Consider the following 16919-nt stretch of genomic DNA (forward strand, 5'->3'; position numbering starts at 1 on the left):
ATACAAGGATAAATTAAAAATATAGCCCGCGCAGGCGGGCTTTGTTAGTATAGCTGCACCCTTCAGGGTGTCAGCGCCAAACGGCGAGAGATTAGGTGAAAATTCATCAATAAGCGTCTTGCAACTCGTAGAAGTCAGGCGAGATATAATCCTTCCGTAAAGGATAACCCACCCAATCTTCCGGCATCAATAACCGCTTGAGATTAGGATGTCCTTCATAGACAATCCCATACATATCAAAAGATTCCCGCTCCTGCCAGTCCGCAGTCTTCCAAATCCAGTAAACTGAAGGCACTTTGGGATTTTCTCTAGGCAAGAATACCTTAACCCTGACTTCTTCAGGACGATCAGCATTATCACTCAACTTAATTAAATGATAAAAGCTAACTAAATCTTCACCAGGACCAACATCATAACCACCTTGACATTGCAGGTAATTAAAGCCGTAAGCATAAAGTGCTGTAGAAAGTGGAATTAAAAAATCAGGATCAACTTTAATAATTTCCACACCCACATGGTCGCGTTCTAAAGCTTCATGCTCAAAACCATTTTCTGTTAACCAGCGAGAAACCTTTCCTGCCTCAACTATTTGGGATGCCTCGGCATTTCCAGTATTTTCAGCATTTACTGGTTGAGATTCTTCAGCCACGACTTACCTCCTGTTTTCCTGAAGTTAACAAAGCAGGTGGTACTGGCATACCCATCGCTGCTGTTAATTCCTGCGGTGGCGTTTCGTGGGTTCCATTTTGTAAATATTTACCTGTCAAAATTTCTGGTACAGGTTTCATCTTATGGGTTGTGCTGTAATACCGATGCTGTTGGACAAGTTGACCACGTTCCTGCATGGATTCATTAGCTACCTTCTTACGCAGCTTAATAATTGCATCCATAATTGCTTCTGGACGAGGAGGGCAACCTGGGAGATAAACATCAACAGGAATCAGCTTATCAACACCTCGAACTGCCGTTGGGGAGTCAACAGTGAACATCCCACCAGTAATCGTACAAGCTCCCATAGCAATCACATACTTAGGTTCTGGCATTTGTTCGTACAAACGAACCAACGCTGGAGCCATTTTCATTGTGATTGTGCCTGCTGTAACCAGTAAATCTGCTTGTCTAGTACTAGCACGAGGCACTAAACCAAATCTGTCAAAGTCAAACCGCGAACCAATCATGGCTGCAAACTCAATAAAGCAGCAAGCGGTTCCAAACATCAACGGCCACAAGCTCGAAAGCCTAGACCAGTTGTAGAGGTCATCAACCGTCGTTAAAATGACGTTTTCCGAAAGTTCTTGAGTTACTTGAGGGCGATCAATTGGGTTGATAATTCGCGCCTGCTGTTCAAATCCATCAGCAGTTGTGGTGTTATTCATGACCATTCCAGCGCTCCTTTGCGCCACGCATAAACAAGAGCAACTACAAGAATTGCAATAAATACCAAGGCTTCAATAAAAGCCAATAATCCCAGGCGATTAAACGCGACAGCCCAAGGATAAAGGAAAACAGTTTCAACATCAAAAACTACAAAAACTAATGCGAACATATAGTATCGGATGTTGAACTGAATCCAAGCCCCGCCAATCGGTTCCATGCCTGATTCGTAGGTAGTACGTCGCTCAGGTCCAGAACCTTTAGACCGCAGCAGCTTCGATGCAGCTAATGCGAGGAAAGGAACCGAACTGCAAGCTAGCAGGAAACCTAGAAAATACTCATAGCCAGTCAGAACAAACACGATAGATTACTACTACTCAGGCTAAAGGACTTATGTTCGTACTTCTTTACATTATATGCAGTAGGCTCTCAAGAGCGAGATTTGCCAAGCGTGTCTCTAGTTTTAAAGAATTTAACTCATTGATAATTTGAGTTAGTAGAAGACAGTTTATTAAAAAATCAAGATTCATGTCATAATTTGTAACAGAGATTTTAAGATTGGCTTCTCAATTCCTGCGGTGAGCAATGAGTAATCCAGCCGTTGAGCCTAAAGAGTTAGATCAGTACGAATGTCGAGCTTGTGGCTATACTTACGAACCGGAAAAAGGCGATAGCAAGAATAATATTCCACCTGGAACGACGTTTGATGAATTGCCCTTAAACTGGCGCTGTCCGGTTTGTGGGGCAAAAACTACGGCGTTTCAAAACCTGGGACCTGTAGGTTCACCTTCTGGTTTTAAGGAAAATCTCAACTATGGCTTAGGTGTCAACCGTTTAACGCCTGCTCAGAAAAATCTCTTGATTTTTGGGGCTTTGGGTGTAGGTGTTTTGTTCTTTCTAAGTCTCTATGGTTTGCAGTAATACCCAGTTGGCGGTTTTTCTGCCTGGAAGTAAGCTGTTGTTTACGCTATAAGCTACAAACGTTCCTAACCAGGTATGCTGATCGACATATCTTATCTATATGCTTTAACTAGCTATTAGCTGCAAACAGTTATCCATGTGATGTCAATTGTGAGATTTTTGAAACAAATTTTAATATTACTGGCGATCGCAGTTCTTGCTGCCAGTTGTAGTCAAGTGGCATCTGTAACTAACAGCCCTTGGCAAGTAATTAACGTCCCCACGCAAGCTACCTTGGCAGATATTGCCTTTACAGCAGATTCTAATCATGGATGGTTAGTGGGGAGTGACTCCACACTTGTAGAAACAACTGATGGAGGCAAAACCTGGCAGGTTCGCCGTGTTGATGTAGATAGTCAAAATTACCGCTTTACTTCAGTAAGTTTTGCAGGTGATGAAGGGTGGGTTACAGGAGAACCCGCGATTTTACTACATACAACAGACGGCGGCACATCTTGGTCACGTATCCCACTGAGTAATAAGTTACCTGGTGCGCCTAACACTATTTTGGCGCTTGATTCTAACTCAGCCGAGATGACTACTAACGTTGGTGCTATTTATCGCACATCCGATGGTGGTAGAACTTGGCAAGCTTTAGTCCAAGATGCTTTGGGTGTAGTTCGTAATATATCTCGCTCTCCAGATGGTAAATATGTAGCGGTGTCTACTAAAGGTAATTTTTACTCTACCTGGGAACCAGGTTTAGATGCCTGGGTAGGTCATAACCGCAACAGTTCCCGTCGTGTGCAGAATATGGGATTTACCCAAGATGGTCGTATGTGGATGCTGGCGCGGGGCGGTCAGGTGCAATTTAGCAAGTCAGATGATATAGAAAGCTGGGATGAAGTTCAATACCCTGAAATGTCTACCAGTTGGGGTTTACTCGATTTAGCTTATCGCACACCTGATGAGATTTGGCTTGCGGGTGGAAGTGGCAATTTACTTTGTAGTTTGGATGGCGGTAAAACTTGGCAAAAAGACCGCGAAGTTGAAGATGTGGCATCTAATTTCTACAAAATTGTATTTGTCACACCTGAGCAAGGATTTATCATTGGTCAGCGAGGTATTTTACTGAAATACCAAGGTGAAGCAAAGTCTGCGTGAGACAGCAGAGGGATAAGTTGATCGGCAATGAGTGTAAAATGTCAGCCAAATTGAGCATAAAATTGATCCCAAGCAACTATCTGATTGATTGTGACTTTATACTAGATTTGGGAGCCGATCAACTGAGTTTTTAGTTGGTTTTAACTAGGAGGAATATCAATGGCAGGAACAACTGGAGAACGCCCTTTTGGCGATATTATTACTAGCATTCGTTACTGGGTGATTCACAGTCTCACCATTCCAGCATTATTTATTGCAGGCTGGCTATTTGTTAGCACAGGTCTAGCTTATGATGCTTTTGGGACACCCCGCCCGAATGAGTATTTCACGCAACAGCGTCAAGAAGTACCGATTGTCTCAGACCGTTTTGAATCTAAGCAAGAAATTGATCAATTTCTGAAGTAATTAGTTTGCTTTTTAGTGAGAAATTATGACGACAAATACTCCAAATCAACCAGTTTCTTATCCCATTTTTACGGTTAGATGGATTGCGGTTCATACTTTGGCAGTGCCAACCGTTTTCTTCTTGGGTGCGATCGCAGCTATGCAATTTATTCAAAAATAGGAGTTACATATGCCAGACCGCAGTCCCAATCCAAATAATCAACCAGTTGAATTAAACAGGACTTCCCTATATTTGGGATTACTTTTGGTTTTTGTACTTGGTATCCTGTTTTCCAGTTATTTCTTCAACTAACCAAGTTTAAGTAAAGCATTGTTGGGATAAATAAGGAGGTAAAAACTATGTCTGGAAGCGGAAAAATTCCTTTGTGGATTGTCGCCACTGTTGCTGGTACAGGTGTACTTGTGGTTCTTGGTCTGTTCTTTTATGGTGCTTATGCAGGTGTAGGCTCCGCTATGTAGGACACAGCATTGTTGGCTGAAAATGTCAATAGCCAACCTTGTAAAATTTAATTTTCATTACAGAATAAATAACCGCCGACTTTGATTAAATCGGCGGTCTTTTATTTTATTGCTCAGAGGTATTGACTAAATGCCTGTGGGATCTTCGCGTTCAATGTACAGGAATAAGAAAGCCATTGTTAACGCAGGAAAGACCAAACCCACCGCAGGTACTAGAAGTGAAGGCAAAAATGAAGCTGCCATAACTAAATTTCCTATCTAAGATTACAAATACTAATTCTACTCCTGATTTGCTAACCTACTGCCATTGGTTAAACTTCCAACTCCTCAAACAATAAGTTAGCTACTTCTGGATCAACTACCACACGCTCAATAGTAACTTTATGGCTTTCCGACTGTGTAGAAATATTAACAGCGATCGCCTCAAAATTGATTTCCACGCTGCCAAAGGGGACAGTTAGTTGAATAATTGCCTCCAAACTCCCATCGTTGGGTAAAAACTCTACTAATAAGCGGGGTTCATCTAGTAAAAAACGACTTTGACGATCTTTAATCCACAGCTTGACATAAATATTAGCGGCATCAAGTGGCAATTTCACACATACCGTCAAAGAGTCCCCAGATATAAGTTCGCCAGCAGGGATAATTAACTCAGGTGTTGGTACTGGCTGATCATCAAACTGCTGGCTGGGAATAACCTGTGGTAGTAAGGGCTGACTTACCTGAATATGAGAATTTAATTCAGTAGTCACTGCTGATGATGTCTCTTGTGGTGCAGGTAACTCATCATCTACGACAATCTCTAAACTTTCCCAATCAAAGCTGGCGCTAGGATTAATAGGTAGATGAACTGGTAAATTAGGCGTTTGAGGTTTTTCTTCTGGCTGCCAAAGTACTTCTTGAGTGGTAGAGGGTTCTAAACTAAAGGGATTGTCGAAGAAGTCGAGTGCTGCTTGAATCTCTCTATCTAACTCAGTGGCTCCTTCCACTTCCCAATAAGGATCTTGATGATCAATAGATAATAATTCCTGAGCGATTTCTTCAGATACATCGCCATCTGTCGCCAAAGCATTGAGGCGCGACAAAAAGCGCTCCTCTGAGTGCAATTCTTCAAAGGGATTATTAATCAAAGATGCTTCCAGGGCAAGCTGATCAGATGCTATCTCATAGGCTGGAATTATCGCTTCTGGTTTAATTGAATTCTCTATAATTGCTTCTTTACTAGGTTGAGAATTTACTACTGGTGTAATCTCATGTTGGTTGTTAAAAGCAGGCTGCAATGGCTGCGGAGCTATTTTTGGTTGATTTGAATCCACTATTAGGGAAGTAGTTTCAAGATCAGGAGCATTTTTAGTGCCTTGAGGTAATGCTTGATCACGTTGAGGCAATTTAGGCAGTTGCGGAGATTTGAGGTTTTTTTCCTTGAAAGTCGGGTTGTAAATTTGAGGAGGTAAGGGTTGGTGAGGTGAGGGTTGTAGTGTTTGAGGATTTTGAGGATGTTCAACTAACTTCAACAACTTATCCATTAAAATTGTTGGTTTTTGAGCGAGATATCTGGGTTCTGAAGGTAACATCAACTCTTGTGTAAGTGAGTAATTTAATTCTTCCTCCAAACGTTCTGCGATCGCCTCGTTTTTCTTAGCTAGGATTGTATCGAATAATTCTTCTAAATCAACTGTCATCGTGAAGGGGTGAGATGCCAAGGCGATTGATGCCTGGTCATACAACGTCACATCCCCCAAAATTAAACGAGTTTCGCAATTGATAGTAACTTTAAAGTTACAGCTAAATTTAAAGGTGGGTAGTTGTTCTTCTACGGGTTGCCTAACATCTAGTAAAATTTCTGAATTTTGGGGATCGCGTAGGCGAATTCCTAATGTTCCTTGAAAAAGTAAATTTAATAGCTGGGGGTTGTTGAAAACTTCTACTTTACCTGACAAAGTTAACTGATTTCCGCTACTAACTACAAAGGTTTCCTGTTCGAGGGTTAATTTGAACTGTTGGATGTTGTTGACAGTTGGCGCGGTTGGAAAGTTATCAAGATCTGAAACTAATGAAGGTTGCTCTGCTGGTGTATTTGGGATGTATTTAAGAGATTCTGAGTGATCAAGATCTTCTAATAGTGGCTCAATTACTTGCTGCAACATTTCCTCTAGGTTGAGCAGAGACTCATCCCATAAAACGTTGAAAGTTGGCTTGGAATGCTCTACCTCAGTAGTATTTGCTCTGTGATTGTCTGCTACTTCAAGCTGATATGCTTGAGCTTGGCTTGTTAATACGGGTTCGATAGTTTCATCACTACCAGCAATTAATTTACTAGCATTTGCTAAGGTTTGATTGGCAATTACTAAATCTGGAAAGGTAACATCTGCTATTTCTGTTGATAATGGTGCAGCAATGTTACTTTCGTCCCTGTCTGGGGCGATCGCATCCTCTATATAAGTTGCTGCCTCGACTGGTAATGTTTGTTGAGGTGAGGTTTCACTGATACTAGGTATCACCTCAAGTTTTAGGGCTTGCTGCCAATTGCCTACTGGAGATTTTTGATTACTATAGCAACACAGTTCCCAAATTCCAGGATTGAGATTAGTAAATGGTATGACAACCATTAACCCTTCTGGGTTGGTACGTTGCGATCGCTGCTTAGTCTTACGCTGAGATAGTTGCTTACCAACTGCTTGATAAGTAACCGCAACTTCCACCTCCGCATTGGCACGGGATGACTTTGCCGCTACTCGATAGCGACCTGCTGTGATTTCAAAATTAGTTGTCTTGGGGCGAATCCAAGAGCGATCGCCCTCTTTTTGTAGCAGAAATTCCCAAAATTCCATCGGCGGCTAGGTTGCAACATGAAACTTAGCTCTACATATTAGCGCACACTTTCGCATTAGTTGCCATAAGTATGCCCCTTTACTGGCTATTCCGTAGTTTTTGCTTAATCCAAAGGTGAGACAAACAATTAACAATTATCAATTCACTAAAACAAGCGATTTCAATAATATAAATTTTACTTGTCCCTCTGCTCCCTCTGCCTCCTCTGCTCAAAAAGGGAAACCTACACCCATAAGGGTCGGGGAGTGGGGTAATACCTTTAATTAGGTTGATATACTTACCTATCTCAAGATAGACAAAAATTTTTGTAAATTGTGATCAAAACAACTAAAAAATTATTTTGGTTTAGGTATCTTATTTATAAAGCAAGGAGATCAACTAACTTCTGCGCTCTATTGAAACAATTTTGTTACAAATAACTGCAAGTAACATGAATTCTAGCTCATACCCCCTAGCAATAATTCAAGACGAAGCTCGTCAGCTTGTAGAGCAAGGATTTGTCACTCGTCACCAACGCATCTATAAACTTTGGCAATATATTCCTGCGCGTGAATGGATGCGTGTAGAGCGCGAGTTAGAACAAAACGATTTGATGTTAAGGGATTGTCTGGGCGATTTAATTGGTTGGGGAGAATTTGCTAGCGACTAAAAGCCAACAATTTTTTTAGACTTTAATCATTAGTGTTTACAAACACACTTAAACTTAATTCCTCCAAGTTTAAGACCTGAAAAGTTTACATCTATTGACGGCTGGATCCCCTGGTATAACATGATCCCCAAGATAGATGAAGCAAGCCATCGGTAGCTTTTATTGTGAATATCACAGTAGTTATGTAATTTAAATTCAGCGCGTTGACATTTTGATATTGCCAACCGCCAGTAAATTTAATCAGTCGCCCTGTTCGGTGTCTTTAAGTTTATTTAAGTAACAAACACTACCCATAAAAAAAAACTGTCAAAACTGTAAATAATTTCTTTACAAACCTTAACAAACCACCTCTATAAAGATGCGAATTACTCTAGAAAAAAAATAGAATTACGACTATTGCCGATAGATATCAAGCGGCTGAATGACAAGCACTTCCAACTTGCTTTGTTATCAAGGGACGGCTACAGACTGGTCAACCAATTTTCACAAATACTTTTTTTTAATACGGAGATATAGATCATGCGGTTAAATACTTGTCCTTGCTGCGGTAACTCTCTCCTTCGCCATGCACGGCAAAAGGGTATTTATTGGTTTTGCACCTCCTGTCGGCAGGAAATGATGCCCCTGAATCTTGATAACGTCCTGCGTAGAGAAGTTATAGGTGGAACCACTCGCCTTCCACAACCGCTCAAAGTTTAGTGCATATCGGTTGTAAAACCGCTAGTTGAAAATTCTGGGGGGTTGATGATAGTGAGGAGTAACCCCTCATTCAATTAACAATTAATTAGCTCTACTTTGCAACGTATAAAAGCAAAAATTTCCTCCTTTCTTTGGACAGGCAGGGGCAAAACCCTGATAAAATCAGGTGGAGGCAAGGTTGTAGGCAGGGGAAGTGCTAGCAGCATTACTGTATGGTCAAGAAGATTTACGTTTAGAACAAGTCGCTGACCCAACACCGGATGCAGGTGAGGTAGTGATCGAAGTTGGGGCAGCAACAACTTGTGGTACAGATTTAAAAGTATGGCGGCGTGGCGGTCATGCCAAAATGTTGAAACTTCCGACACTGTTTGGACATGAAGCAGCAGGTCGGATAGTTGCGTTGGGTGCTGGAGTTAGTGGTTGGCAAGTGGGCGATCGCATAGTTGCTAATAACTCCGCGCCTTGTATGAATTGTTTTTTCTGCCAACGCCAAGAATATTCCCTTTGCCCTAACCTAACTTGGAATAACGGCACATTTGCCCAATATCTAAAAATACCTGCACAAATTGTGCAGCATAACTTGTTGCCTATCCCAGATGATTTACCAGATGCTCTAGCAGCAATGACTGAGCCTTTGGCTTGTGTATTACATGGTATAGCTCGTTCAAATGTTAAACCAAATTCGCGAGTAGTAGTGCTGGGTGACGGTGCAATTGGTTTAATGTTTGTAGCAGCATTGGCTAATCAGTCACAAGTATTTTTATTTGGCGGTAACGAGCAACGGCTACAAATTGGCGAGAAATTTGGAGCAGTCCGCACATTTAATTACCATGAAATTAGTGATTTACCAGCAGTAGTAAAAGATTTAACCGACGGTTGGGGTGCAGATGTAGTAATAGAAGCTACAGGCGTACCGACAGCTTGGGAAAGTGCGATCGCCCTTGGTCGTCCTGGTGCCACAATTAACTTATTCGGCGGTTGCCCCAAAAATACTACTATTAGTGTTAATACCGAGCAATTGCACTATAACGAACTCACACTTAAAGGTGTTTTCCACAACACACCAACGTATGTGCGAGAGGCGTTATCACTACTAGCTAGTAGAACAATACCTTTTGAATTGTTAGTGAGCGATCGCAGACCTTTACAAGACCTAGAACAAGTTTTTCAAGACATGAAAAATCGTAAAGCAATTAAAGTCGCCATTCAACCCAATTATCAATGACCAATGACCCATCAATCAGATTTTGACCCAAATATCATTTGTAAGACCATTGGTTGACCCCCGCTAGTATGATATTTATCTGCCCAAGTACGGATGATTTCATCAAGTTCTGCGATCGCTTCATCCATCTGTTCCGGCAAGATATCCAATTCTTCCAATAAGCGTATTACTTGAGGCTCACGCGCTGCCCATTCCCTCATTAATCGGAAATATCGAGCCGTATCCTCAATCATAATATAAGTACGCTCTTCTGAGTCTGCGGGAGAGTAAGAAATGCGTGTTAGTGCATAGAAAGGTAAACCCCAGGGAGAATCAATTCTTGTCACTGTACCTGAATAAATTAAGCGACGCTTGATGTGTTCTGCCAAAGCTTCACTTAAAGGTAGGCACTGATCTAGTGGTAAATTTTCCTGAGAACGGCTATGGAGAAATTCTATTAATTCTAAAAACTGGATAGAGCTAATTATTTGGGCATCAGGGAGGCTTTCTGGCGCTTTTGCTTCGATGTGGCGCTTTTCTTCAGATGTTAAGCTAGTACCAGAAATACGCGATCGCCCCGTATACCAAGGATATCTTTCTAACCAAACATAGGGAAACTGAATCAAATAGCTTGGTTCCTGAGAACCTAGCATTTTCAGCAGTTTACCTTCGGTTAAAGCTTGTCTAACTTCATCAACAATTACCTTAACCCTTTTCGGCTCTATATGGTGCAGATGCCCAGTCATACGGATATTATGACTCTGCTCCATATAAGTCATGTAAATGGCAAATTTTGCAGCAGTTGCAGCAGCATCCAAAAACGCCCCGTGCCTGTGCCCGCCAGTTCTCATCGCGCTGAAAGCCAGGTAAATTAGGATCTGATCCATTGCGCTAGGACAAAGGCTTTTAATCAGATCTATGTCGTTGCTCATTTCAGGATTACTCACAAACCCAGACTAGAACTGTAACAGCTACAATAGCGAATCTATTGCACCCCGTCCGAATTATAGGCTGGTTTTTCAAATAATTTGCTAGCTTCAGGTATAGTCTACCAATGTCATCTATAATACCAGGACTTACGCAGTTACCCCATATATAGTGGGTAGGGTGCGTTAGCGCAGGGTAACGCACCCTACATATAGAGGCTTTGCGTAATTCCTAATACATAGAATGGGGACAAAAACCCTTTACTGGCTCAACTGTTAAACTTGCCAAGAGCCGTATTTAAAAGAAAACTTGGCGCTTTTTGCTTTGTGGAAGGTGGAATATATCTTACTGTAGTACTGAAAAAGAAGCGTAAAGTGCTACTAAGATAAAAAAAAAAGAGCTTTGAATTATGTTGAATTGTCGAAATTAATCCCCACCTCAAATGTGTTTGGGAAGCGGGTTATCGGTGGGGACTTCGGCAGATATTGCTATTAAAACAATTTTATAAGTGTGCGATCGCTACTCCTTGATACAATTCACGGCGACCCGTACCCCGATGAGGAGATTGATCCCTTGGACGTTGGGCGTTAATACTTAAATTTTGATCATTATTATGAGGCAGCAGCTTAGTTGAGCTATATTGGTTATCTAAATGAATTGCTGGAACCGAAATTGCTACTAAGCTACACAAAACTAAAAACTTTTCTAAAGGCATAGCAGATACCTGCTCTAAGGTTGCTAATACCTGTTTCTGATTTAGGGCTAATAGATCCGGAAAAACTCCAAACAGAGTTTATTATTTTAGTTATTTAGTTAAGTTTTAATTCTTTTAGATGAATCTATTTATATAGAAAGTTGACTAAAAATCTTGAATACCATGTATAAAAAGCAAAAAAATATATTGCAGCTTGAGATATTGCAAATAATGGTGATGCCTAATTGGTAATGTTAGAGTCAATTAGCGGTAGGCAAGTGGGCAAAGAGGATTAAAAATGAAAGCGCAAGTATTTCGAGGTGTCAATCAACTAAGCTACGAAGAAGTGCCAGTACCGACGATCGCACCAGATGAAGTACTGGTAAAAGTGGCAGTGGTGGGTTTATGTCAATCAGATATTAAAAAGATTCGCTATCCTCTTTATGAACCACCGCGCATATTTGGACATGAAACTGCTGGGGTGATTTCAGCAGTAGGAGAAGCTGTTACAAGTTGGCAAACGGGACAACGGGTTGTGGTAATGCACCATATTCCTTGTATGCACTGCGCCTACTGTCTCAATGACAACTTTTCGATGTGCGATGTTTACAAAAACATTACTACAACAGCAGGGTTTGCTCCTAGTGGCGGCGGTTTTGCAGATTATGTTAAAGTTCCAGGGCATATTGTGCGTAATGGTGGGTTAATACCCATTCCAGATCATATTAGTTTTGAGCAAGCGAGTTTTGTAGAACCAACTAACTGTTGTCTCAAAGCAGTTAAAAAAGCTGATATCAAACCTGGGCAAACAGTTCTGGTAACGGGTGCTGGTCCAATTGGGTTAATGTTTATTATGTTGGTGAAGTATTTTGGTGGAATAGCGATCGCCACTGATTTACTCCCATCAAGAATTGAAAAAGCTTTACAAGTCGGTGCTGAAGCAGCATTTGATGCCCGCGATCCAGAATTACCCAGTAAAATACAAGCACTAACTAATGGTATGGGAGTTGATACGGCTATACTCGCGGTTCCGAGTGAGAAAGCTTTCTTCCAAGCCCTCGACTGTACGCGCAAGGGCGGCAAGATTTTATTTTTTGCAGAATTCCCCGATCAAATTGAAATTCCGCTTAACCCCAATATTCTCTATCGGCGCGAAATTGATTTGATGGGCAGTTATAGTTCTTCCTATCGGGTACAAGCTTTAGCCACAGATATTGTATTTAATCAACGCATTGATGTTGATGCTTTGATTAGCGATCGCTACTCACTCAAAGATCTTAGTGCCGCAGTCGAGCAAGCGATCGCTCCTACCCCAGAAACATACAAAATCTTAATTTACCCTTCCACTTGAACAATTAACAATTACCAGGCTTCGTTGTCAATTTACTGCCACCGATGCTATCTTTATACCCCTTAACCTCTCACACCCTACTCAGGCGTAGTAGGGTTTAATTTTTTCGAGTATTTTGCTATTAATACTTTTTTATATTTAATCATCCTGCTAAAGTTAGATTAGAGCAAGAACATTTATGGAAACCTATTGAGGTCTAGGTATACGCCAATGGAAAAACCAAGTGTTACACGCGGTCAACTAGAAAGAACTCTTTCTCAGAGTATCCAGGCTTTATATCGCAATGAGTTAGGGCATCAGCCTAGTAAAATTACTTGTCAAATTTTTGATTCCAAAATAGCCATTATTCTGGAAAATTCATTAACTAAACCAGAGCAATTACTAGCAGAAAATGGTAAAGAAGATTTAGCTGAACAAGTACGCTCAGATTTGGAAGAAGTAATTCAACCCCAGATCAAAGCACTAATTGAAGAAATTGTGGGAATATCTGTAATTGACTTGTTGAGTGATTCTAAACTAGATACAGGTCGTAGTGGTACTATTGCTGTATTGGCTGATTCACCAGCACTTCGTAACTTGTAACAGATCGATCTTTGAAAAACTTTTTGGACTTTACAAAATAATAGCGAATCAAATTTTCTAGATTTTGAATATTAAATGGTTTGGTAACGTATTCATTACAACCCGCCAAGATAGCCTGATCTCGATCTTGTGTTCTTGCTAAAGCCGTTACAGCAATAATGGGGATTAAGCTTGTGAGCGCGTTCTGCTTTAGTCTATGTATTACCTCTATACCATGCAAATCTGGCAAGAGAATATCTAGCAAAATAATATCTGGTTGATATGTTATAGCTAAGGCTAAAGTATCCTCGCCGTTGACAGCCGTAATTACAGCACAATCCAACACCTCAAGTATATAAGTAAGTAGATCTAAATTATCTTCGTTATCATCTACTGCTAAAACTAATGGTCGTTGGTCAGTAGTTTGCTTAGTGCCGCCGAGAAAAAATTCCATATCCATAACTCTGTTTAGGAAGGTCGTCAATTTGTCTGGTTATCCTCAACATTAGAGTGGACGAGGCATTCCTCAAACGGCAGAGTGGCGCTTGAAACCGACTGGCTCGTACTTGCTCAACTAGCTCTTAAATCCCAAATGGAAATTTGGAATACACCTATACACCTCAAGATAGAGGTTACTTGATTTTATAGCTATGTACAACTGATATAGATGAACTCAACCAATAATTAAATTAGTTTTAAGAATTCATTAATTTCCCGAAAAATCTACTATAGACAAACTCATTATTTCAAACTAAAACTCCGAAAAATGTCATTTTATATACTTAATTAAAAAAAAAACTGAAGGATCTTAAGTGGAACTTGAGATTGGCGCTGTTTTACAACTAAACGCGCCCGCATTAACCTGGCTTTTATATACCTTTAGGCAGTAAAATTCAGGTTTTTGTAATTGATAGGATGAACTTAGACTATTAGAAATAGTGTCGAATTCTTATGTGGTTATAGTTATATGCCTATAAATAGGTCACTCCCAACAAAAGCTCGTGAACAACTAGAGGAAGTACTTTCCCAGCGAATCCAAGCTTTGTACAGTCAAAAACTTGAGCATCAACCTAGTCATGTGAGTTGCGAGTTGTTTAATGAGCAGCTTGCAATTGTGATTGATGGGTGTCTCACGCAACCAGAAAAAATATTACTTAACAAAGGTCATTCTGAGTTAGCCCAACAAGTACGCTTAGATTTGAACAAAGTAATTCAAACTGAGATGCAACAAGTAATTGAAGATGTTCTGGGTGTAGCCGTTATTGATTTACTGAGCGATGCTACCTTAGAAACTAATCGTACTGGGCTGATTGTTATCTTAGCTAGTGCGCCTCAGAGTGGAATTGCCGCTAAATCTGTCACGGTATCCTCAGATAGTATTCAACAGAGGTAGCGACGGATTATTGCTTCCATTTCATCCAACATATAGGGCTTACTAATATAGTCGTTACATCCAGCCGTCAGAATTCTTTCTCGGTCGTCTGATCTTGCTAAGGCTGTAACTGCAACAACTGGAATATCCTTAGTGTTGGGATCTTGCTTTAATTCAGAAACTATTTGAATACCATCTATTGGATACAACATAATATCCAATAATATTAAATCTGGCTGTTCGCTACGTGCCTTATTAAGAGCCGTCTGACCATCTACAGCAGTGATCACTGAACAATTCAGTGGTTCTAATGTGTATGTCAGTAGCAACAAGTTGTCTTCATCATCGTCTACTGCCAAGATTAAGGGTGTTTTCTTCAAACAACCTATGCCTTTAGTGACCATATAAGTTGGTTCGCTATGGACGGATTGTTGTAATGTATCCATTCTATTTTCTACCGAATGTGGTACTAATGTCAGCGTCACTGCAATATCTATGCAGGCACTCCTCAAGCGGCAAGATGGCACTTGTAATCAGGATTGGCTCATAGTTATGCCCAAGGTTAGCTTATTTTTTATAAACAGAAAAATAAGCAAGCTAATGGGAATATGATTTTTTCAATCATACCTAAAAAATTTAAAAAACAAAAGAATTTATTAAGAAATTACAAGGATTGTAATTTTGTGCTACTTTAGATAGATTTTTTATTATGGTAAGATTAAAATAGATATTTAATGCTGGGAGTAGCAAGGTAGCTGATATAAGTTGGCAAAACCTACAGGCATTGAAGTTGAGCGCAGAAGTAGAGTTATTTACCTGGAATCATTGAACAGCTATCTGTAGAAACGCGCCTTGGCGCTTCTCTACAAGGGTTGAGGAATAACGCATCTTTAATTTATCGCAATGTCTAATTGCTACTCCAGCTAATTAGAGATTGGAGGGCTAATAAATGGGAATCGCTACGATCAACCCAGCCACAGGGGAAACGCTCAAAACTTTTGAGCCTTTGACGGATGTGGAAATTGCAGCCAAGCTAGGACAGGCGCAGCAAGCGTTTGAGGATTACCGTAAGATATCCATAGCTGAAAAAGCAAAGTGGATGAATAAGGCGGCGGAAATTTTAGAGGCGCAACGCGATCGCATGGCTGCAATTATGACCCTAGAAATGGGTAAGCCGATCAAAGGTGCGATCGCAGAAATAGATAAATGTGCTGCTGTATGTCGCTACTACGCAGAAAACGCAGCTAAGTTTCTCGCAGATGTAGCAGTTGAAACTGATGCTAGTAATAGTTTTGTACGTTATCAACCTTTGGGGATAATTTTGGCAGTGATGCCTTGGAATTTTCCTTTCTGGCAAGTATTTCGCTTTGCTGCACCTGGGTTAATGGCAGGTAATGTGGGAATACTGAAACACGCTTCTAATGTACCCCAGTGCGCTTTAGCAATAGAGGAAATTTTTCTACAGGCGGGTTTTCCTGTGGGAGTATTCCAAACTTTGCTAGTAGGTGCAGATAAAGTTGCGGGGATAGTTGCAGATGAAAGGGTGAAAGCTGCAACATTAACCGGAAGTGAAGCAGCAGGTGCGAGTTTGGCTGAAGCAGCAGGTAAGCATATTAAGAAAACTGTTTTGGAATTGGGGGGAAGCGATCCCTTTATTGTTTTAGAAAGTGCGGATTTAGAAACTGCTGTTAGTACAGCAGTAGCAGCAAGAATGTTAAATAATGGTCAATCTTGTATTGCTGCTAAACGGTTTATTGTGGTAGATGCGATCGCAGATGAATTTCAACAACGTTTAGTAGAAAAATTCCAAGCTTTAAAAATTGGCGATCCCAGCAATCCAGAAACAGATTTAGGTCCTTTAGCAACGCCTAGAATTTTGGATGATTTAGATAATTTAGTCCAAGAATGCGTTAGTCAAGGTGCAAAAGTACTAACTGGCGGAAAAGCTTTATCTGATCGTCCAGGTAACTATTATCCGGCAACAATTTTAGCAGATTTCCCCCCAGGCACACCCGCAGATGATCAAGAATTTTTTGGTCCAGTTGCGCTGTTATTTAGAGTTGCCAATATTGATGAAGCGATTCAAAGAGCAAATGCAATACCATTTGGGTTAGGTGCAAGTGCTTGGACAACAGATCAAGAAGAATGCGATCGCTTAATTAATGAAATAGAAGCGGGCGCAGTATTTATCAACGGCTTAGTTAAATCCGATCCACGCTTACCTTTTGGTGGAATTAAACGATCTGGATATGGGCGCGAACTTGGTATCCAAGGTATTCACGAGTTTGTGAATATTAAAACAATTTGGATTAAGTGACCAGTATTATA

22 protein-coding genes are annotated in these 16919 nt (G+C 40.7%); 13 read left to right on the forward strand and 9 right to left on the reverse strand.

Going from position 1 to position 16919, the window contains the following annotated elements; translation table 11 throughout:
* Positions 1 to 106: 106 nt before the first annotated feature.
* Genes CRI9333_RS15195 through ndhC form a run of 3 tightly spaced genes read right to left on the reverse strand, consistent with a single transcriptional unit; the run spans position 107 to position 1735 of the window.
* Positions 107 to 649: an NAD(P)H-quinone oxidoreductase subunit J gene (locus tag CRI9333_RS15195; RefSeq protein WP_015204052.1), complete on the reverse strand. Its 543-nt coding sequence runs from the start codon at positions 647 to 649 to the stop codon at positions 107 to 109.
* On the reverse strand, positions 642 to 1376 hold the full coding sequence (locus tag CRI9333_RS15200) for an NADH dehydrogenase subunit K (RefSeq protein ID WP_390370021.1): 735 nt from the start codon (positions 1374 to 1376) through the stop codon (positions 642 to 644). The genes CRI9333_RS15195 and CRI9333_RS15200 overlap by 8 nt, the downstream gene beginning before the upstream one ends.
* Positions 1373 to 1735: a photosynthetic/respiratory NAD(P)H-quinone oxidoreductase subunit C gene (gene ndhC / locus CRI9333_RS15205; RefSeq protein ID WP_015204054.1), complete on the reverse strand. Its 363-nt coding sequence runs from the start codon at positions 1733 to 1735 to the stop codon at positions 1373 to 1375. Before ndhC ends, CRI9333_RS15200 begins: the two co-directional genes overlap by 4 nt.
* Before the next feature lie 224 nt (positions 1736 to 1959).
* On the opposite strand from ndhC, the gene CRI9333_RS15210 reads away from it, so the two are divergent.
* From CRI9333_RS15210 to CRI9333_RS15230, 6 genes are all read left to right on the forward strand, one after another.
* Positions 1960 to 2295, forward strand: a complete 336-nt coding sequence (locus CRI9333_RS15210; protein WP_015204055.1) for a rubredoxin — start codon at positions 1960 to 1962, stop codon at positions 2293 to 2295.
* A 141-nt stretch (positions 2296 to 2436) separates the two neighbouring features.
* Entirely contained in the window at positions 2437 to 3438 is a 1002-nt protein-coding gene (locus CRI9333_RS15215) for a photosynthesis system II assembly factor Ycf48 (RefSeq protein WP_015204056.1), read from the forward strand.
* A 159-nt stretch (positions 3439 to 3597) separates the two neighbouring features.
* On the forward strand, positions 3598 to 3843 hold the full coding sequence (psbE, locus tag CRI9333_RS15220; RefSeq protein WP_015204057.1) for a cytochrome b559 subunit alpha: 246 nt from the start codon (positions 3598 to 3600) through the stop codon (positions 3841 to 3843).
* A 25-nt stretch (positions 3844 to 3868) separates the two neighbouring features.
* Entirely contained in the window at positions 3869 to 4003 is a 135-nt protein-coding gene (psbF, locus tag CRI9333_RS15225) for a cytochrome b559 subunit beta (RefSeq protein WP_015204058.1), read from the forward strand.
* Between the two features lie 9 nt (positions 4004 to 4012).
* Positions 4013 to 4135: a photosystem II reaction center protein L gene (locus CRI9333_RS25790; RefSeq protein ID WP_015204059.1), complete on the forward strand. Its 123-nt coding sequence runs from the start codon at positions 4013 to 4015 to the stop codon at positions 4133 to 4135.
* A 47-nt stretch (positions 4136 to 4182) separates the two neighbouring features.
* Complete coding sequence (locus CRI9333_RS15230) at positions 4183 to 4302, forward strand: photosystem II reaction center protein J (RefSeq protein WP_015204060.1); 120 nt, start codon at positions 4183 to 4185, stop codon at positions 4300 to 4302.
* A 126-nt stretch (positions 4303 to 4428) separates the two neighbouring features.
* Here the strand turns inward: CRI9333_RS15230 and psaI are convergent, their stop codons facing one another.
* Positions 4429 to 4545, reverse strand: a complete 117-nt coding sequence (psaI, locus tag CRI9333_RS15235) for a photosystem I reaction center subunit VIII (protein ID WP_015204061.1) — start codon at positions 4543 to 4545, stop codon at positions 4429 to 4431.
* 68 nt (positions 4546 to 4613) lie between these two features.
* Positions 4614 to 7133 (reverse strand): hypothetical protein, encoded by a 2520-nt coding sequence (locus CRI9333_RS15240; protein WP_015204062.1) that lies wholly within the window; start codon positions 7131 to 7133, stop codon positions 4614 to 4616.
* Positions 7134 to 7564: 431 nt separating this feature from the next.
* On the opposite strand from CRI9333_RS15240, the gene CRI9333_RS15245 reads away from it, so the two are divergent.
* The 3 genes from CRI9333_RS15245 (at position 7565) to CRI9333_RS15250 (ending at position 9707) form a co-directional block, all read left to right on the forward strand.
* On the forward strand, positions 7565 to 7783 hold the full coding sequence (locus tag CRI9333_RS15245) for a DUF4327 family protein (RefSeq protein ID WP_015204063.1): 219 nt from the start codon (positions 7565 to 7567) through the stop codon (positions 7781 to 7783).
* 519 nt (positions 7784 to 8302) lie between these two features.
* Positions 8303 to 8482 (forward strand): hypothetical protein, encoded by a 180-nt coding sequence (locus tag CRI9333_RS25795; RefSeq protein ID WP_015204064.1) that lies wholly within the window; start codon positions 8303 to 8305, stop codon positions 8480 to 8482.
* Between the two features lie 193 nt (positions 8483 to 8675).
* The gene (locus tag CRI9333_RS15250; RefSeq protein ID WP_015204065.1) at positions 8676 to 9707 is read left to right on the forward strand and encodes a zinc-dependent alcohol dehydrogenase; all 1032 of its coding nucleotides are present in this window, start codon (positions 8676 to 8678) and stop codon (positions 9705 to 9707) included.
* Between the two features lie 11 nt (positions 9708 to 9718).
* Here CRI9333_RS15250 and hetR read toward each other — a convergent pair whose 3' ends face one another.
* Together hetR and patX are read right to left on the reverse strand one after the other, a co-directional pair.
* Positions 9719 to 10618, reverse strand: a complete 900-nt coding sequence (hetR, locus tag CRI9333_RS15255; protein ID WP_015204066.1) for a heterocyst differentiation master regulator HetR — start codon at positions 10616 to 10618, stop codon at positions 9719 to 9721.
* A gap of 497 nt (positions 10619 to 11115) precedes the next feature.
* Entirely contained in the window at positions 11116 to 11328 is a 213-nt protein-coding gene (gene patX / locus CRI9333_RS15260) for a heterocyst-inhibiting protein PatX (protein WP_015204067.1), read from the reverse strand.
* A 277-nt stretch (positions 11329 to 11605) separates the two neighbouring features.
* On the opposite strand from patX, the gene CRI9333_RS15265 reads away from it, so the two are divergent.
* Entirely contained in the window at positions 11606 to 12658 is a 1053-nt protein-coding gene (locus tag CRI9333_RS15265; protein ID WP_015204068.1) for a zinc-dependent dehydrogenase, read from the forward strand.
* Between the two features lie 210 nt (positions 12659 to 12868).
* Positions 12869 to 13240 carry a DUF2294 domain-containing protein gene (locus CRI9333_RS15270; RefSeq protein WP_015204069.1) on the forward strand — a complete coding sequence of 124 codons (372 nt, stop codon included), beginning with the start codon at positions 12869 to 12871 and terminating at the stop codon, positions 13238 to 13240.
* On the opposite strand, the gene CRI9333_RS15275 is transcribed toward CRI9333_RS15270, so the two are convergent.
* Complete coding sequence (locus CRI9333_RS15275) at positions 13197 to 13679, reverse strand: response regulator (protein ID WP_198013577.1); 483 nt, start codon at positions 13677 to 13679, stop codon at positions 13197 to 13199. The genes CRI9333_RS15270 and CRI9333_RS15275 overlap by 44 nt on opposite strands.
* Before the next feature lie 507 nt (positions 13680 to 14186).
* On the opposite strand from CRI9333_RS15275, the gene CRI9333_RS15280 reads away from it, so the two are divergent.
* Positions 14187 to 14612: a DUF2294 domain-containing protein gene (locus CRI9333_RS15280; protein ID WP_015204071.1), complete on the forward strand. Its 426-nt coding sequence runs from the start codon at positions 14187 to 14189 to the stop codon at positions 14610 to 14612.
* On the opposite strand, the gene CRI9333_RS15285 is transcribed toward CRI9333_RS15280, so the two are convergent.
* Complete coding sequence (locus CRI9333_RS15285) at positions 14600 to 15118, reverse strand: response regulator (RefSeq protein WP_232229336.1); 519 nt, start codon at positions 15116 to 15118, stop codon at positions 14600 to 14602. The genes CRI9333_RS15280 and CRI9333_RS15285 overlap by 13 nt on opposite strands.
* 422 nt (positions 15119 to 15540) lie before the next feature.
* On the opposite strand from CRI9333_RS15285, the gene CRI9333_RS15290 reads away from it, so the two are divergent.
* A complete protein-coding gene (locus CRI9333_RS15290; RefSeq protein ID WP_015204073.1) occupies positions 15541 to 16908 on the forward strand; it encodes an NAD-dependent succinate-semialdehyde dehydrogenase in 1368 nt (455 codons plus the stop codon).
* Positions 16909 to 16919 lie beyond the last annotated feature (11 nt).

The sequence above is a fragment of the Crinalium epipsammum PCC 9333 genome, from assembly GCF_000317495.1.
GTDB classification, from domain to species: Bacteria; Cyanobacteriota; Cyanobacteriia; order Cyanobacteriales; family PCC-9333; genus Crinalium; species Crinalium epipsammum.

Bases quoted from the DNA above. Each gene is read 5' to 3' on its own strand.
- CRI9333_RS15290 (WP_015204073.1), top strand. From the start codon at position 15,541: ATGGGAATCGCTACGATCAACCCAGCCACAGGGGAAACGCTCAAAACT.
- CRI9333_RS15240 (WP_015204062.1), bottom strand. From the start codon at position 7,133: ATGGAATTTTGGGAATTTCTGCTACAAAAAGAGGGCGATCGCTCTTGG.
- hetR (WP_015204066.1), bottom strand. From the start codon at position 10,618: ATGAGCAACGACATAGATCTGATTAAAAGCCTTTGTCCTAGCGCAATG.
- psbE (WP_015204057.1), top strand. From the start codon at position 3,598: ATGGCAGGAACAACTGGAGAACGCCCTTTTGGCGATATTATTACTAGC.
- psaI (WP_015204061.1), bottom strand. From the start codon at position 4,545: ATGGCAGCTTCATTTTTGCCTTCACTTCTAGTACCTGCGGTGGGTTTG.
- CRI9333_RS15215 (WP_015204056.1), top strand. From the start codon at position 2,437: ATGTCAATTGTGAGATTTTTGAAACAAATTTTAATATTACTGGCGATC.
- CRI9333_RS15230 (WP_015204060.1), top strand. From the start codon at position 4,183: ATGTCTGGAAGCGGAAAAATTCCTTTGTGGATTGTCGCCACTGTTGCT.
- CRI9333_RS25790 (WP_015204059.1), top strand. From the start codon at position 4,013: ATGCCAGACCGCAGTCCCAATCCAAATAATCAACCAGTTGAATTAAAC.
- patX (WP_015204067.1), bottom strand. From the start codon at position 11,328: ATGCCTTTAGAAAAGTTTTTAGTTTTGTGTAGCTTAGTAGCAATTTCG.
- CRI9333_RS15245 (WP_015204063.1), top strand. From the start codon at position 7,565: ATGAATTCTAGCTCATACCCCCTAGCAATAATTCAAGACGAAGCTCGT.
- CRI9333_RS15270 (WP_015204069.1), top strand. From the start codon at position 12,869: ATGGAAAAACCAAGTGTTACACGCGGTCAACTAGAAAGAACTCTTTCT.
- CRI9333_RS15265 (WP_015204068.1), top strand. From the start codon at position 11,606: ATGAAAGCGCAAGTATTTCGAGGTGTCAATCAACTAAGCTACGAAGAA.
- CRI9333_RS25795 (WP_015204064.1), top strand. From the start codon at position 8,303: ATGCGGTTAAATACTTGTCCTTGCTGCGGTAACTCTCTCCTTCGCCAT.
- psbF (WP_015204058.1), top strand. From the start codon at position 3,869: ATGACGACAAATACTCCAAATCAACCAGTTTCTTATCCCATTTTTACG.
- CRI9333_RS15210 (WP_015204055.1), top strand. From the start codon at position 1,960: ATGAGTAATCCAGCCGTTGAGCCTAAAGAGTTAGATCAGTACGAATGT.
- CRI9333_RS15200 (WP_390370021.1), bottom strand. From the start codon at position 1,376: ATGAATAACACCACAACTGCTGATGGATTTGAACAGCAGGCGCGAATT.
- CRI9333_RS15275 (WP_198013577.1), bottom strand. From the start codon at position 13,679: ATGGATATGGAATTTTTTCTCGGCGGCACTAAGCAAACTACTGACCAA.
- CRI9333_RS15280 (WP_015204071.1), top strand. From the start codon at position 14,187: ATGCCTATAAATAGGTCACTCCCAACAAAAGCTCGTGAACAACTAGAG.